The following is a 15,645-nucleotide window of genomic DNA, read 5'->3' on the forward strand; positions in this document are numbered from 1 at the left end:
CGATCTCGCGCATTTGAAACTGCGGCGATTTCGCCTTGCACCTTTCCCGCTGGCAGAGTTTTCTCGCGCCCGAACGAAAGGACCTTCTCATGGCAACCCGTCTCCGCCTCAACGATGGCAATACGATCCCGCAAATCGGCCTTGGCCTCTGGCAGGTGCCTGCCGACATCACGGCGCAAACCGTGGCCACCGGCCTGCGCCTTGGCTACCGGCTGATTGACGGCGCGGCGATCTATGGCAATGAGGTGGGGCAGGGCGAAGGCTTCCGCCAATCGGGCCTGCCGCGCGATCAGGTGTTCATCACCACCAAGATCTGGAACGCCGATCAGGGCCACGACAACACGCTGCGCGCGATGGAGGCAAGCCTAGCCCGCCTGGGGCTGGATCAGGTGGACCTGTGCCTGATCCACTGGCCCTGCCCGGCGCGCGATCTGTATGTCGATACCTGGCGCGCGCTGATCCGCCTGCGTGAAGAAGGTCACTGCCGGTCGATTGGCGTGTCGAACTTCAACGCGGCGCATCTGGAACGGGTGATCGGTGAAACCGGCGTGGTGCCGGTGCTGAACCAGATCGAGGTGAACCCCCGCCTGCAACAGAGCGAACTGCGCGCCCTGCATGACCAGCTTGGCATCGTCACCCAAAGCTGGACACCGCTGGGGCAGGGCAAGAGCTTCGATGCCCCTGCCGTTGTGGCGGCGGCGCAACGGGCCGGCAAGACGCCCGCGCAGGTGATCCTGCGCTGGCATGTGCAGATCGGCGTCTCGGTCATTCCACGGTCCACCCGAGAGGCCGGGCAGATCGAGAATCTAGACATCTTCGACTTCGAACTGACGCCCGAAGAAATGGCCGCCCTTGCCACGCTGGACGAAGGGGTGCGCTGCGGCCCCGATCCGGCCACGTTCGAGATGGTCTGACCGGATAAGACGCAGCCCGGCCCGCGATCCTTGGGCCGGGTTTTCCCGCCTTGCCGCGATGCGTGCGGCGGACTTAGGGTCCGCGCAGGACCCCAACCAAAGGCCATCGCCATGCGCGCCCTTCTTGCCGTTCTTCTGGCCACCACCGCCCTGCCGGCGCTGGCCGATGTCATTCCCGCCACCAGCACCATCACTGCCGTCACCGTTTACCCCGACGGGGCGAAGATCACCCGCGAAGTGACCTTCACCGCCCCTTCGGCCGGGTCGCATGAGCTGCTGGTCACCGACATGCCCGCCTCAACCGAACCGGGGCTGATGCGGTTGCAAGGCGACGAAGGCACCACCTTCGGCGCATTTTCCCTGCGGGCTGACCGGCTGCCCCCGCGTGAAGACCCGCTGACACCCGACCAGCAGGCCGCCAAGGCCGAGGTCGAGCGTCTGGAAACCGCCGAGCGCACGGCACTGGCGGGGGTTGAGGCGGTTCAGGCCCGGATCGACGCGGCCGATGCCCGCGCGGCCTTTCTGGCGTCCTTCAACGGCGGCCTGCCCGACAATGCCACGCCCGAGGGCGTGAAGGCGATGGCCGACATGATCGAGACCGAGACCCGCACCGCCCGCGAGGCTGCGGCTGCGGCGCGGCTGGATCTGTGGCCGGCCCAGAAGGCGCTGGAGACGGCGCAGGAAGACCTGGCCAAGGCGCAGGCCGCCCTTGACGCGCTGCCCGCCCGCGATGCCGATTATACCGCGCTGGCCGTGGCGGTGGATGCCGCCGCCGGCGAGTCGAAGCTGACCGTCACCCATTACATTTCCGGCGCAAGCTGGCGGCCGTTCTATGACCTGAACCTCACCCGCGAAGGCGGCAACAAGCTGACCATCGAGCGCAGCGTTCTGGTCAGCCAGGCCACGGGCGAAGACTGGACCGGGGTCGATCTGACCCTGTCCACATCCCGCCCCGCCGATCAGGCGGCCCCCAGCACGCTTTGGCCCGAACAGCGCTGGATCGTGCCCGAGCAATCTGAAAGCGAACTGGCCAAGGGGGGCGCCCGGATGACGGCGGCGGATGAGGCCGTAGCCGCAGCCCCGGTGGCCGAAGCGATGCCGGCCCCGGTGACCGCCGCCGCCGGGATGGAAGGCGATACGGTGGTCTATCACTACCCCCGCGCGGTCGATGTCGCCTCGGGTGTGGAAGACCTGCGCCTGTCGCTTGACCGGATCGAGGCTGCACCGACCGTGACAGCGGTTGCCGTGCCCCGCTGGGACAGCACTGCCTTTGTCGTGGCCGAGTTCGTCAACACATCGGCCGAGCCGCTGCTGGCCGGTGAGGCGCTGCTGTTCCGCGAAGGCGTGCTTGTCGGCGGCACGTCGCTGCAACCCGTCGCCCCCGGCGCCGAAGCCGAGATCGCCTTCGGGGCGCTGGAAACGGTTCAGGTCAGCCGTGACATGCCGGTGCGCGATTCGGGGCAGCGCGGCTTCATCTCGACCTCGAACGAGGCCAGCGAAGTGGCGGTGCTGAAGGTTGAAAACCTTGGGGACGAGTCCTGGCCGCTGCGGGTGATCGACCAGATCCCCTATTCGGAACAGGAAGACCTTGAAATTTCGGTCGATGCCAAGCCCGCGCCAACCAAGACCGATCTGGATGGCCAGCGCGGGATTCTGGCCTGGGAATTCGATCTTCCCGCCGGGGCCAAGCAGGAAATCAGCCTGGGCTACAACATGCGCTGGCCCGACGGGATGATCCTGCAATAACGGCGCGGCTCAGGCCGGTTCGGGGGCGCCGGCAAGGCGCCCCTTTGTCATGTGGCGCTTGCCGGCAAAACCGGGCGCACGTTCCACGGCAAAGCCGGCGGCGGCCAGCGCCCGGCGCACATGGCCTGCGGCGGTATAGGTGGCAAAGCTGCCGCCGGGTGCGGTGTGGCGGGCCACTTCGGCCATCAGATCCTCGCCCCACATCTGCGGGTTCTTCGCGGGGGAAAACCCGTCCAGAAACCACGCATCGGCCCGGTCTTCCCAGCGGGGCAGGGTGTCGCGCGCATCGCCCAGCAGGATGCGCACCGCGATGCCGGGAAGGGTGAACTCGGTCTTTCCGGCGCGGCGGGCGTCGATCAGCGGCGCGGCAATCGCCGCCGCTTCGGGAAAGGCCGCCAGCGCGCGGGCCATGTCTTCGGCCGCCATCGGAAACGCCTCGAAGGTAGTAAAGCGCAGTTGGCCCGGCCGCCCGGTTTGCGCCCAGGCCAAGGCCAGCGTCAGCAGATTCAGCCCGGTGCCGAAGCCCAGTTCGGCCACATGGAACCCGTCGCACAGCCTGTCAGGCAGGCCATTGCCCGACAGGAACACATGTCGCGTTTCCTGAAACCCGCCGGCAAGCGAGAAGTAGGGGTCGTCGAAGGCGCGTGCGACGGGAATCACCCCGTCCTTCCAGTCCAGTTCCGGTTGCGGTTCGTTGGGCATGGGCCTAGTCCTTCGGCGCCTTGGATGCGGCAGGAGACGGGCAATGGCAAGCGTCGATGTAACGGTGCGGGGCGGTGGAATCTTTGGCCTGTCGGTGGCCTGGGCCTGCGCCCGGCGTGGCGCAAGGGTGCGGCTGATCGAGACGGGGCGCATTGGCGGTGGCTGCACCGGCGGGCTGGTGGGGGCGCTGGCGCCCCACGCGCCCGAGGCATGGAACCCCTTGAAGCAGTTTCAGTTCGAGGCGCTGAAACTGGCGCCCGGCTGGTGGCAGGCCGTGGCGCAGGCGGGCGGGAAAGACCCCGGCTATCTGCGGTCGGGCCGGTTGCAGCCGCTGGCGGATGAGGCCGCGGTGGCCGCCGCACGGGACCGGGTGGCCGCTGCGGCGCAGTTCTGGGGCGATTTTGCCGATTGGCAGGTGGTGCCCGCCACCGGCGCCGCGTGGGAGCCGGTCTCGCCCTCGGGCTGGCTGGTGCGCGACACGCTGACCGCGCGCCTGTCGCCGCGCGGGGCGGCGGCGGCACTTGAGGCGGCCTTGCGGGCGCACGGGGCCGAGATCGTGCTGGGGGAGGGGGAAGAGGCCGGCACCGTGGTCCATGCCACCGGGTTGGCCGGGCTGAACGAACTGTCCGCCGCCTTTGGCCGCAAGCTGGGGGCGGGCGTCAAGGGGCAGGCGCTGCGCCTGCGGTTCGACGCCCGCGATCAGCCGCAGGTCTTTGCCGCCGGAACCTTTGCCGTGCCCCATGCCGATGGCACCGTGGCCATAGGTTCCACCGCCGAGAATACCTGGACCACGGACGGGCCGGACGAACAGCTTGATGCCGTTCTGGCCCGTGCCGTGGCGATGATGCCGGTTCTGGCCGGGGCCGAGGTTCTGGAACGCTGGGCCGGGGTGCGGCCGCGCGCCAAAACGCGGGGGCCGGTGCTGGGGGCATGGCCAGGGCGGGCGGGGCATTTCATCGCCAATGGCGGCTTCAAGATCGGCTTTGGCGTCGCGCCCAAGGTGGGCGAGGTGCTGGCCGATCTGGTGCTGGACGGGCGCGAGACCGGCATCCCCGAGGCGATGCGGATCGAGGCGCTGCTGGCCTAAAGCGCCAGCGCCAGCTTGCGGCCTTCGTGGAAGGCATAGGCGGCCAGCCGGGGCGCGGCGCAATCGCCGATGCGGTGGGTTTCCTTGCCGGGGAAGGATTCGGGGAACGGGTCGAAGCTGCGGTTGGTGGTGCACATCACCAGCGCGCTTGCGGGGATCTGGGTTTCCTCGCCGGTCAGCAGGCTGCGGACGGTGGCGCCGTTGCCGTGCCAGCGGGCGATCAGGCTTTCGGTGACAAAGCGCGCGCCCTTGGCGGCCAGTGCCCGGCGGGCGGCGCCATCGGCGGCGGTGCGGGAAATCTCTTTTCCGACATAGGGTTCCGGTGTGACGATCGTCACCCGATGGCCCTGTTCCGCCAACCACCAGGCGGTGCCGACGCCGCGCCAGTTGCTGCCTTCGTCATACAGCATCACCTCGTTTCCGGGCCGCACCTCGCGCCGCAGAATGGCCTCGGGGCTGTGGACATGGCCGTTTTCAAGGCCGGGAAGCATGGGTTCGTGCGGGAGCCAGCGCTGGAACCCGCCCTCCTCCGGCAGCGAGCCGGAGGCCAAGATCACAGTATCGGCGGGGTGGGCGGCGATTTCGTCCGCGTCGAGGAAGGTGTTGAGCCGCAGGGTGACGCCCAGTTTCGCGAACTGGCGCTCATACCACTCCATCAGGTCCAGGATCTGCGCCCGGCGCGGCTGTTGCCCGGCCAGCCGGAACTGCCCGCCGATCACCGGCAAAGCCTCAACGATTTCAACGCTGTGCCCACGCTCGGCCGCGGCGCGGGCGGCTTCAAGCCCTGCCGGTCCGGCGCCGACGACCAGAAGGCTGCGCTTTTGGGTTGCGGGGGGGAAGCGGTCGCCGCCCCATTCGAATTCGCGGCCGGCCGAGGGGTTGATCAGGCAGGAAATCCAGTAGTCGCGCGAGCGGCGGCCCCAGCACATCTGGTTGCAGGAGATGCAGCCGCGGATGTCTTCGGCCCGGCCTTCCATCACCTTGCGGGCAAGGTGGGGGTCGGCGATCTGGCCGCGAACGATGGAGACAAGATCGGCCTCGCCGGATGCGAGGATGGTTTCGGCGTTGTCCGGGGTGCGGATGCCGGCTTCCGAGGTGATGAGAGCGTGTTTGACGATGCCTTTCAACCGGGCCGTCAGCGGGGTGGTCAGCTTTTCGGCATGGGTGAAGGGCGGGATGATGCGTTCGAAATCCAGGTAGCTGCCGGCGCCCACCGTCACATAGTCAACATGGCCGGTGGCATCGTGCAGGGCAATGATTTCACACAGGTTTTCCGCTGAAAGCGTGACCTCGGAAAACACCTCGGAATAGCTGATGGCGAGGCCGATCACGAAGTCTTCGCCGCAGGTGCGGCGGATGCGGTCGATCAGGGTGCGGGAGAAGCGGGTGCGGTTTTCAAGGCTGCCGCCCCAGTCGTCATCGCGGGTGTTGGACCAGGGCGTCCAGAACTGGTCAAGCAGGGAGTGATAGGCTGCCCAGACCTCGACCCCGTCGAAGCCGCAGGCCTTGGCGCGGACGGCGGCGGCGACGTGGGCATCCAGCACCTCGTTGATTTCATTGACAGTCATCCGGTGGCTGCCGTCGCTGTCATGGTAGGAGGGGCCGCCCGAGGGGCTGAAATGCGGTTGGAAGGACAGGTCGGAATCGCCATGGGCGCCAACGTGGTAGATCTGCTGGATCACCACGGCCCCGGCCGCGCGGACTTCATCGGTAATGCGTTGAAAATGCGGGATGATCTGGTCAGACTCGGGCAGAAGGTTGCCCCGGGTCAGAACGCCGGTGCGATGCGCCGGGACGGGTTCGCAGACCACCATGGCCGCCCCGCCAAGGGCCCGTTCCAGAAGGTATTTTCCCTGCCGCGGGCCGGGAAGGCCCATGTCCGACATGTTGTTGGTATGGGCCCCGAACACGATGCGGTTGCGCAGGGTATGGCCGCGCAGCGACAGTGGCGAGGTGAGGTGGCGATGCTGGGTCATGGGCGGCCTCCGGCTTGTCCGAAGGCTAGCGCGGGGGGTGCCGCGGGGTTGCCCGAAAACGGCATGGAATGGCCGCAAAAGGCCCATCACTTGCGTCTGCGGCACGTCTGCCCTGCGTATGACTGACGTATGGCAGACAGCCATACGTCAGCGCAGCCGCCTTACAGGGTGAAATCGTAGCCCGAGATCCCCTTGGGTTCGAGGAATTCCTCAAGCCCCCAGATGCCGCCTTCGCGGGCCCGGCCCGATTGCTTGACCCCGCCGAAGAAGCTGCCGGCGCCCCGGGACTTGCCGTTGGTTTCCACCATGCCCGAGCGCAACTGGCGGGCCAGCCGGTTGGTGCGGGCGGGATCGCCGGACTGCACATAGTTGGTCAGGCCATAGGGCGTGTCATTGGCGATCTGCACGGCCTCGGACTCGGTCTCGAAGGGGATGATCGACAGGACCGGGCCGAAGATCTCTTCCCGCTCGATGGTCATGCCGGGCTTCACATCGGCAAAGATCGTGGGCTTGACATAGAAGCCACGGTTGAAGCCATCGGGCAGGCCGGGGCCGCCGGCCACCAGACGGGCGCCTTCCTCGATGCCCTTTTCGATATAGCCCTGGATCTGGTCCCACTGGCGCTTGTTCACCACCGGGCCGATATGGGGGCCGCGTTCATGCGCGGGGCCGACCTTGATGCTGTTGGCCACTTCGGCGGCCTTCGCGACCGTCTGGTCATAGACCGACCGTTCCACCAGCAGGCGCGAGGGCGCGTTGCAGCTTTGGCCGGTGTTTTCCATCATCCGGCGCACGCTGCGTTCCACGGCCTTGTCATCGGCATCGGCGAACAGCAGGTTCGCCCCCTTGCCGCCCAGTTCCAGCGTGACGCGCTTGAGCGTGTCGGCGGCGGCCTTCGAGATGGCGCGGCCGGCGCGGGTGGAGCCGGTGAAGGAGATCATCTCGACATCGGGGTGGGTGGAAAGCTGGGTGCCGACGCCCGGCCCATCACCGTTGACCAGGTTGAACACGCCCGGCGGGATGCCGGCATCATGGCAGAATTCCGCGAAGAGCATCGCGTTCAGCGGGCTTTCCTCGGACGGTTTCAGCACGCAGGTACAGCCGGCCAGCATGGCCGGAATGGCCTTGAGCGCGATCTGGTTCACCGGCCAGTTCCAGGGCGTGATCAGCCCGACAACGCCGATCGGTTCCAGCGCCACGGCCGGTTGCGGCCGGTCGCGCGGAAGGCTGGGGTCAAGCGGGCGAATCCATTCGATATGCTCGAACGCCTTGAGGAAGTTGCCGGTGTGCCAGGGCAGGCAGGGCGCCTGATCGGACAGGGCAAAGTCGATGGGCGCGCCCATTTCCATGCTGATGGCTTCGGCAAATTCCTGCAGGCGCTTTTCGTATTGCACCAGGATGCCGCGCACGAGGCGGGCGCGTTCGGCGGGCGGCGTGGCGGCCCAGGCCGGGAAGGCGGCCTTGGCGGCGGCGACGGCGGCATCGGTATCGGCCTGATCGCCCAGGCTGATGACGGCGCAGGGTTCCTCGGTCGAGGGGTTGATGACCTGACAGTCGCGGGGCTTGGCCGGGGCGACCCAGCGGCCGTTGATATAGAAATCGCGCTTGGTAAGCATGGCATCCTCGAGGGGGCGGGAAGGGGATTTGATCAAACATGGCGTGTCAGCCCCGCTTTCGCAAGCCGGGGACCGACGCCGCCGCGTCGGGATTGGCCGGGGGGTTGCGGGAACGGGCGTGATGCCTTGGCGGGTTTGGGCGGAACAGTGTTCTCTTTTCCCGGCAACTCCGGCGGGGGGGGTGAAACCGCGTTCCGAATGGTCTATCTGAAAGGCCGGAATCTGACCGAGGAACATCATGTCCGTTCGCATCAATGACATCGCCCCCGACTTCACCGCCGAATCGACCGCCGGGACGATCCGGTTCCATGACTGGCTGGGCGGCAGCTATGCCATCATCTTCAGCCACCCGCGCGATTTCACCCCGGTCTGCACGACCGAGTTCGGCGCCGTGGCACAGCTTGCGGGCGAATTCGCCAAGCGCAACACCAAGGTGATCGGCGTTTCGGTGGACAGCGTGGCCGACCACGAGAAGTGGAAGCGCGACATCGAGGCCTTTGGCGGCGCCCCGGCCGAGTTTCCGATCATCGACGACACCAGCCTGACCGTGGCCAAGGCCTATGACATGCTGCCGGCGGAATACTACCTGCCGACCGAAGGCCGCACCCCGGCGAACACCGCGACGGTGCGCACGGTCTATATCGTGGGGCCGGACAAGAAGGTGCGGCTGACCATGACCTATCCGATGAGCGTGGGCCGCAACTTTGCCGAGATCCTGCGCGCGCTGGATGCTGTGCAGGCCACCGATGGCGTACCCTTTGCCACGCCCGCGAACTGGGTGCCGGGGCAGGACGTGATTGTCGCCCTGTCGGTGCCGACGGACGAGGCGCGGGCGAAATATGGCGAGCTGGACATCAAGCTGCCCTATCTGCGCTTCGCCAAGCGCCCGGTCTGAACCGGGCGGCCCGCGCCTTGGACTGGCGCGGGCCTCTGGCGCGGGCTTTGGTCAGTCCGCGCGCTCGACCAACTCGACCCGGCGGTTAAGGCTGCGCCCTGCCTCGGTTGTGTTGCTGGCGCGGGGTGCGTAAAGCCCCATCCCGGCCGCGCCCAGCCTTTCCCCGGCGATCCCGGCCTGAACCAGCGCCGCGACCACCGCCTGCGCACGCTGTTCGGACAAGGCCTGATTGGTTGCGGGATCACCGACCCAGTCGGTGTGGCCGACGATATAGACCTTCAGGCCCGGGTTTTCGGTCAGAAGCTTGACCATTTCGGCAATGGCAGGCTTGGCTTCGGGCGTCAGGGTGGCCGTGCCGAAATCGAAGTATACATTGTCCAGCGCGACGTGCCCTTCGTCCGTGATGCCCTTTGCCATCGCCGCAGCGTCGATCATCTTTTCGGCCAGTGCGGCTGAGGTGATCAGGTCGATATGCACCGCCGCGCGGCCTGCGGCCTGACCCGAGATCGAACTCTCCTGGTTCTGAGCGACATAGACGGCGATATGACGGGTGCCATCGGCGGAACGGGCCGCCAGATAATGCTCTTCTCCCGCGATATACAGCGCGAACTCTGACTGCGCCTTCAGGTTCTTCAGCTTTCGGTCGGGACCATAGATCACCGTCTTGCCAAGCAGGGCGTTCGGGCTGCCACAGGCGCGCTCGACGCATTCGAACAGGATGTCGAAGCCGCCCTGCACAAGCGCGTTGCGGTAGTTGCTGAACAGGTCAAACGCACTGGTCCCTTCGGGGCCAACATAAAGCCTGCGTTGCAGTGTGCCTTCGATTGCCACAGTGTCGCCCTTCGCGCGGCCCTTCAGCGGGCCGGTGATCAGGTCAAGGGCGGTGAATGTCAGGCGACACGGGTAAGTATCGCAAACGACGCTGAGATTATCTCAAACGACATGCGAATCTATCTCAACCCTGATGTCTGCGCGTCAGCCTGAGCTGCTGCCGGCATCTCAGATGACAAAAGATAACCCCGCCGAATGACCGGCGGGGGAGGGCGGAGGTGCTTACCAGATCACGCGATGACGGGGGAAACTTCCTCCCGCAGATAGATTTTGCTGCATTGCGGCGGAAGGGGGATCGGTTGGATGCCAGCCCTCTCTAGCCTGGAGGAGACATGCCTAGCTTGTGTCCCGATGTCGTAAGCCATCAATCCGAGCGGGAGATAACGCGATAGGAACCAATCAAGTTGTTCCGGCGCGACGATTGACATCCACTTTCGTGATCGCGGCGATCGAACGCGGGTGCTTTCGATCATTTTTTTACGGAAGATTACGCTGATGGTCTGGCAGTTTATGTGCAACGCCTTACGAACCTGCTTTCGACTCAAGCCCTCGACGGGCCGGCTTGCGAAAACATCCAACACTTCGTTCAGATCCAGATGAATCGCACGAAACCCTTTCGCGCCCCTAAGCCTAAACGCTTTCTTGAACGTCCCTTTTGCCAAAGCGTGAAGCAGTTCAACACTCTGGACTTTTGCCCTACGACCTATGTGTTGCAAGGCAAATGCTCCGGCTGGCACGTTATCTGCAAGGGGAGCACGAAAAGTGACACTGTTCCAGAACGCGTCGAGATCTTCACGTCGAAAGAGTTTGCCAAGGCCTGGCAATGACAGCGAATATTGCAGCAGGTCTGCGTCAACCAGTCTGTCGATAAGAGAGACATGAACTCCAAACTTCCGGCTTGCTTCGACTCGATCGAGGCCGGACGCAAGGACCTCAAGTTCCTTCGTGTAAGAACCCTTTGCAACTCGCCGATGCTCGTCATCAGCTACTACGATTGCACGTTGAAACCTTGAGATCCGACCTGGGGTCAGACCATATTCGTTGCCAAGTTCGTTCCAACTGTACCATCGCCGCTCGGCACACATCCGACCGAGCACCATTTGTCCTGGCGCGATGGGGTAGCTTGCAAGAACAAAGTTCTGAAAGTGATCCAGCACCGTCCTGTAGCGATCTGGGTAAGTTAGGCGTTGTAGCCAGCGGGTAAAGAATCCAAAGTCGGTATAAAATCCACCATTTCGACTTTGCGAGCGACACCGTACAGATTCGTACGCATTCCGAAGCTCGTCCCGCCCTTTGACACAGACAGAAAAGCCGACGCCACAAGCTTCTGCCAAAGTCATTGAATCCAGTGTGTTTGATCGCACAGATGGCCCCTTGAGCAGCAAAACACCAACGTTTTCACACAGCCGCGCGGCTACATCGATTGAGAGATCATCCAGCCACGCACAGCGAATATCATGCGCATTTTCGTAAATTCTTTCAGATAGATAGCGAGCAAACTGCGAGGGCTGTGACCCCAGTTCGCGGCGGAGTGCTGCAATACCACCATATTCGGCCATCCGACCTGCAAAGTCATGTGGGCTACGTGGATAGCACGGTATCGCAAGCCTATGAAGAAGCAAGCCGTGCATCGGACAGCAATTCACCGAATCGAGTTGCCATAAGGGGCGCCCCCAAGTTCTGCCCTGATGGCCGATGTCATCTTCACAGCAGGCAGGGCAGAACTTCAGCCTCGAACGATCGAGGAAGGAAACAGGAAGCCTGTTGCCCATCAAGCCGAAGAAACCCGAGCCGAGGGGTTTATAGCTGTGCGAAGTCAGCTCCTCGGGATCGACCCCGGTTAAATCAGCCAAATCTTGGACTGCTTCCAATTCCAGCTGCAAGATGCTGCTCCAGGATAAACCCATATCTTGGACAAAGTCCTGCACGTAACGCGAGCCGTTCTTCTGGGCAACGTGCGAAACAAAGGATGGCAGAGTCTCCTGCGGCAGCATGGATAAGGTCAGGCCAAGCCTCATGCCCGCCTCCGAATGTCACCTAGCCCTGGGGCAGGTTGCAAAAGCTCACGGACATTAATCGCTCGAAAGTTTTCCGCTATGAACGGGTTCAGCCCCTCCGGGCAGCCGGATCGCCGTGCGTAACAGGCCACAAAGGATTTTTCGGAAAGCTCGCCTTCTCCGGCCATGAGCATCTGGCCAATCGCTTCGCAGATCAATTCTGCGAGGATACCAAAACAGTAATCCGAAGCATGTACCAGCCGCGTCACGAATCGGGGTGTGTACAAACTATCTTCGACGGCGACCTGCGCCGCTACTGCATATTGCCGGAGCGCACTGACGATCATGCGACCATCAACACTGGCCTTCAGAGGGTGGACTTCGACGGGCTTCAATCTTCGAGCCAGTTGCGTGTCCATGTTCACCAAATCAAGCAACCGGGGCATGCCGCTCAAGATTAGCCCAACCGGCCATTCCGGCGATTGCATTAGGGATTTCAAAGTGCTGATCACCGCATATTGATCGCTTCGGTTGTTGTGTTGACCGAAATCCTGCGCCTCGTCGAGATGCAGGAACAATACTTGGCGAGCGGCAAACTGCGATTTAATCAGTTGCCAAATGATATGCGCCGATCGGTCACGCCGCAGGTGATAGCCGAGTGCCTCTAGCATTGCCAACCCCACCCCCTTCGGCGTAGCCGGAGATGGGACCTTCATGCTGATGACATCAGCTTGTTCCTGCTCTTTGGAGAGCATCCTTAGGTCAGTGGTGTGCTGGCGGAGGACCGCCTCGACAAGGGTGGTCTTGCCCGCCCCGGACGCGCCGACCAGCAGCAATCCGCGGGTTTCCCTCTGACGCCTGGCCTCAATGTTGGCTCGGCGTTCGGCCAACAGAAGGTCGAACTCGCGCTGGACCTCGCGGAAGGTTGGTGTCGGGAAGAAGTGGCCCTTTAGCGCGGTGGTGACGCGCACCGCCTCTGCGACGCGAGCTTGTGCTGCGGTCATTTCTCTTCCTCCAGACGCCACTCTTCTTCTGGCTGTTCCTGCCAATCGTCCCATTGATTCTCGTCATCGACGTCGGGAGCTCTTGACAAGTCTGTTACTGCAACTGGCAGTGCTGGGTCGGGGGCAGGCAATATCTCCTGCCCCAGGCCGTCTGGCGCCGGTCCGAATGTGGGTTTGACCTCCTCGCGGAACCGAAAGCCCGAAAATAGCGTATTCTGAAGGTGTTGCACGTAGGAAGTCGAATGACCAAAGGGTGTAGCCTGCTGGCGGCGCAGCCGCGCCCGTGCGGTCGTGGTGACGTCTCGGATCGTTTTGACTGCATGGCTTCGGTATTCAGCCGACAGATCGGCCTCATTCTTGAACCGGGTTCGCAGCGCAACGCACTGCTCCTCCCATTCCGACAGAGAAATGCACTCCATATCGCGCGTATGCGGGCGGGCTGCCACCCACTTTTCGTCGATTGCAACGGCCACCAATCCAAGATTAGCGGTGTCGACCCGCACCCTGAGATCGCGGTTCCGACCTTCGGCATAGCGTTGTCTCAGTTCGTCGCAACTGTAATGGTTGCCGAACACAAGGACGCCCTGCTTGCCGAGTTTTGCATTGATATCAATGCCAAGCGCGGCGCAGCGCGTCATGCGATCCACTGGGGGCTGAAGAAAGCCAGCCTCTTTTTCCAAGTCGTTCCACTTTGAGACAGGCATTTGCCCGCCGAGGCCACGATGTGGACTTCGATGATACTCATCAACGATGTAGCAGACCAGAATCCGGATCAGGTCGTCATCGTCGAGACAGGCATTCGCACCCGCATCATAATCGCCCCGGTTCTCGGGGCCGGACTGCGTGTGTCCTGGCAAGCGGTGCATCAAAGTCCTCCCGATAGTGCCAAAGAATCTCTCATCGGTGCCCCTCAACTCGGCGCATTTCACTGGGGCATGTTCTATGCAGCAGTTGAGGTCGGTCACGCGCTCGGTGGTCGCCGTAGCAATGAAACTCGCGCCGGTGTCGGCGGCGATCGACATTGGTCGTCCGTACTGGGCCCATGCTCCTTTAGCACCACAGGCCTGCGCAAGATCAGTCTTGTCTGAGATGACCATTTCCAGGAGCTTCCGGAACTCTTCCGCTGATGGAGCCGCAGCGATCCGCAAGCCCAGAACGCAGCGCGAGGCAACGTCGAGAGCAACACAAATCCATCGTCGCCCGATGGGCAACTTCTCAAGCGTTTCGATTGGAAGGAGCTCAGTGAGTCCTAGCATCCGGAACCAGGTGATCAGATCGACCTCCCAATCGTCAATTTCGACCCGTTCGAGCAAGCAGACGGGTGCCAAGCCGCTCAGGTAAGAGCTGAATTGATGTCGAGCCTTGTCGATCCCGAGCTGCGCACAGGCCACCTCGAAGGGGGGCAAATTGGCGATCATTCTTTGGATCTGCCGCTCCGAATAGACGTAGAAGCTCGGCAACCGCTCAGCTCCGCGTTGTTTATTTAACGCCCGCATCGCAGATACTACCGCGTTTGCCGGGGCCGCCTTACCGCGCGTTTCTGGTGTCAGAGCCTTGCGGATCAGGTCTTGAGTGACGGCAAGCCCTTCGGAGCATGCAGCCCGGCGCATTTTCAGCACACGCGGCTGCTTCGGTTTGTGGGCGAGCACATCTCCTTGAAATTTCATGTAAATTCTGTAGTGTTTGCGCAACGTGCTGATTCCGGGCACTTTCGGCACAGAATAAATGTCGCCTGCGCGAAGGCGCCCAAGCTTTCGGCGAAGATCTGTCGGATTCTCGGCAAACTGCCTTTGAAGACGGCAGCGGAATGCGGTCAGCGATGCATCCGACAGAGTCGCTGTTCTGTTTTGGATTTCGAGGTGAAGTAAGCCGGCCACATAGTGACTGAAGACGGTCCGATGGCGTTGTCGGGTGGGGGTGAGTGCGAGCCTGATCTCAGAGGTCCGCCCACCACGCCTATTATCGAGATCGAAGTACCCCGGATCGTGCTGCCACGCCGGCGACGCCATGAGCTCAGATAGTTTTTCGCCGGGGATGATTTCGACGAAGCCGTCAGGATCCTCAGCGGTGAAATAGTAGTCGTGTGTGGCCGCGTCGAACTTGATGAACCGGTAGGATTTGGAGCCAATCGTGAACCGGTCCTTCGCGCTGAATTTGTATGAAAGGGTCATGTCGCTGACCGCCCTACAAAGGACAATGGCGATACTTGCCCAATTGACAAGTGCCGGAGCTGGCCGGAGTAAATCGCCCTCAGAATCGCACCAAACAGGCGCCCGCCGACATCCGCCGCTTGCGCGGCCAGAGCACGGATTTGGACGCGTCCGTAGAGATTGGTACACAGGTGCGCGAGGACAGCGTCCGCTTCAGGGTCGGACTGTAAACTGGCATAGTAGAGACGTCGCGCATCTTTCGCAGCGGCCGGCGCATAGTCGCGATCAGTAAAAAGTACCACCTTGTCACAGAAAGATGGAACTGCCGCCCGAGCAATCAGAGCGAGTTCGCGGTCGAAGCTAGTTGCGATAACCCGCTCAAAAGGCTTTACCGCCTTCGCGATCTTGGTGCCGTCAATCAACGTGAACAGAAGATCGAACGTGTGGCTGTGCCAGGCGCCGTCCCATGACTGATAGGTGACCGGCCCTGCCTGCTCACGGACATCGAAAACGTTTCCTGAGGCCAAAGTCAGAAACAGGCAGTCTGCCTCCCCTTTGCTTTCCAACTCAACGCGTCGCGCGCGCCCGCCGTCCGCAGGCACCTGAATAGTCAGAAAACTTCTGACACTGGTCCGTGATCGCTTGCTGATCCGGCGGGTCGTCGTGGTGTTCAGCGGAGGAACAAAGACGTTTGCCTCGAGTGCGTTCTGCATCTCGGAACTCCTTC

General features: G+C 63.1%; 12 protein-coding genes. 4 read left to right on the forward strand and 8 right to left on the reverse strand.

The window, feature by feature from the left end:
* Positions 1-89: 89 nt before the first annotated feature.
* Together C5F44_RS08955 and C5F44_RS08960 are read left to right on the forward strand one after the other, a co-directional pair.
* Entirely contained in the window at positions 90-914 is an 825-nt protein-coding gene (locus C5F44_RS08955) for an aldo/keto reductase (protein ID WP_107673185.1), read from the forward strand.
* A gap of 111 nt (positions 915-1,025) precedes the next feature.
* Complete coding sequence (locus tag C5F44_RS08960) at positions 1,026-2,660, forward strand: DUF4139 domain-containing protein (RefSeq protein ID WP_107673186.1); 1,635 nt, start codon at positions 1,026-1,028, stop codon at positions 2,658-2,660.
* Positions 2,661-2,669: 9 nt separating this feature from the next.
* Here C5F44_RS08960 and mnmC2 read toward each other — a convergent pair whose 3' ends face one another.
* The gene (mnmC2, locus tag C5F44_RS08965; RefSeq protein WP_107673187.1) at positions 2,670-3,362 is read right to left on the reverse strand and encodes a tRNA (5-methylaminomethyl-2-thiouridine)(34)-methyltransferase MnmC2; all 693 of its coding nucleotides are present in this window, start codon (positions 3,360-3,362) and stop codon (positions 2,670-2,672) included.
* Positions 3,363-3,405: 43 nt separating this feature from the next.
* On the opposite strand from mnmC2, the gene C5F44_RS08970 reads away from it, so the two are divergent.
* On the forward strand, positions 3,406-4,449 hold the full coding sequence (locus C5F44_RS08970; RefSeq protein ID WP_107673188.1) for an NAD(P)/FAD-dependent oxidoreductase: 1,044 nt from the start codon (positions 3,406-3,408) through the stop codon (positions 4,447-4,449).
* On the opposite strand, the gene C5F44_RS08975 is transcribed toward C5F44_RS08970, so the two are convergent.
* Together C5F44_RS08975 and C5F44_RS08980 are read right to left on the reverse strand one after the other, a co-directional pair.
* Complete coding sequence (locus C5F44_RS08975) at positions 4,446-6,425, reverse strand: oxidoreductase (RefSeq protein ID WP_107673189.1); 1,980 nt, start codon at positions 6,423-6,425, stop codon at positions 4,446-4,448. The two genes, C5F44_RS08970 and C5F44_RS08975, sit on opposite strands and share 4 nt — an antisense overlap.
* A gap of 161 nt (positions 6,426-6,586) precedes the next feature.
* Complete coding sequence (locus tag C5F44_RS08980) at positions 6,587-8,041, reverse strand: aldehyde dehydrogenase family protein (RefSeq protein WP_107673190.1); 1,455 nt, start codon at positions 8,039-8,041, stop codon at positions 6,587-6,589.
* Positions 8,042-8,279: 238 nt separating this feature from the next.
* On the opposite strand from C5F44_RS08980, the gene C5F44_RS08985 reads away from it, so the two are divergent.
* Positions 8,280-8,936: a peroxiredoxin gene (locus C5F44_RS08985; RefSeq protein ID WP_107673191.1), complete on the forward strand. Its 657-nt coding sequence runs from the start codon at positions 8,280-8,282 to the stop codon at positions 8,934-8,936.
* A 51-nt stretch (positions 8,937-8,987) separates the two neighbouring features.
* Here C5F44_RS08985 and C5F44_RS08990 read toward each other — a convergent pair whose 3' ends face one another.
* The 5 genes from C5F44_RS08990 to C5F44_RS09010 form a co-directional block, all read right to left on the reverse strand.
* A complete protein-coding gene (locus tag C5F44_RS08990; protein WP_107673192.1) occupies positions 8,988-9,767 on the reverse strand; it encodes an OmpA family protein in 780 nt (259 codons plus the stop codon).
* Positions 9,768-9,997: 230 nt separating this feature from the next.
* Positions 9,998-11,785 carry a TniQ family protein gene (locus C5F44_RS08995; RefSeq protein WP_107673193.1) on the reverse strand — a complete coding sequence of 596 codons (1,788 nt, stop codon included), beginning with the start codon at positions 11,783-11,785 and terminating at the stop codon, positions 9,998-10,000.
* Positions 11,782-12,768, reverse strand: a complete 987-nt coding sequence (locus tag C5F44_RS09000) for a TniB family NTP-binding protein (protein WP_181318232.1) — start codon at positions 12,766-12,768, stop codon at positions 11,782-11,784. Before C5F44_RS09000 ends, C5F44_RS08995 begins: the two co-directional genes overlap by 4 nt.
* The gene (locus tag C5F44_RS09005; protein WP_107673195.1) at positions 12,765-14,939 is read right to left on the reverse strand and encodes a DDE-type integrase/transposase/recombinase; all 2,175 of its coding nucleotides are present in this window, start codon (positions 14,937-14,939) and stop codon (positions 12,765-12,767) included. The genes C5F44_RS09000 and C5F44_RS09005 overlap by 4 nt, the downstream gene beginning before the upstream one ends.
* Entirely contained in the window at positions 14,936-15,631 is a 696-nt protein-coding gene (locus C5F44_RS09010; RefSeq protein ID WP_107673196.1) for a hypothetical protein, read from the reverse strand. The genes C5F44_RS09005 and C5F44_RS09010 overlap by 4 nt, the downstream gene beginning before the upstream one ends.
* Positions 15,632-15,645 lie beyond the last annotated feature (14 nt).

Origin of the sequence: Fuscovulum blasticum DSM 2131 (assembly GCF_003034965.1) — a bacterium.
GTDB classification, from domain to species: Bacteria; Pseudomonadota; Alphaproteobacteria; order Rhodobacterales; family Rhodobacteraceae; genus Pseudogemmobacter; species Pseudogemmobacter blasticus.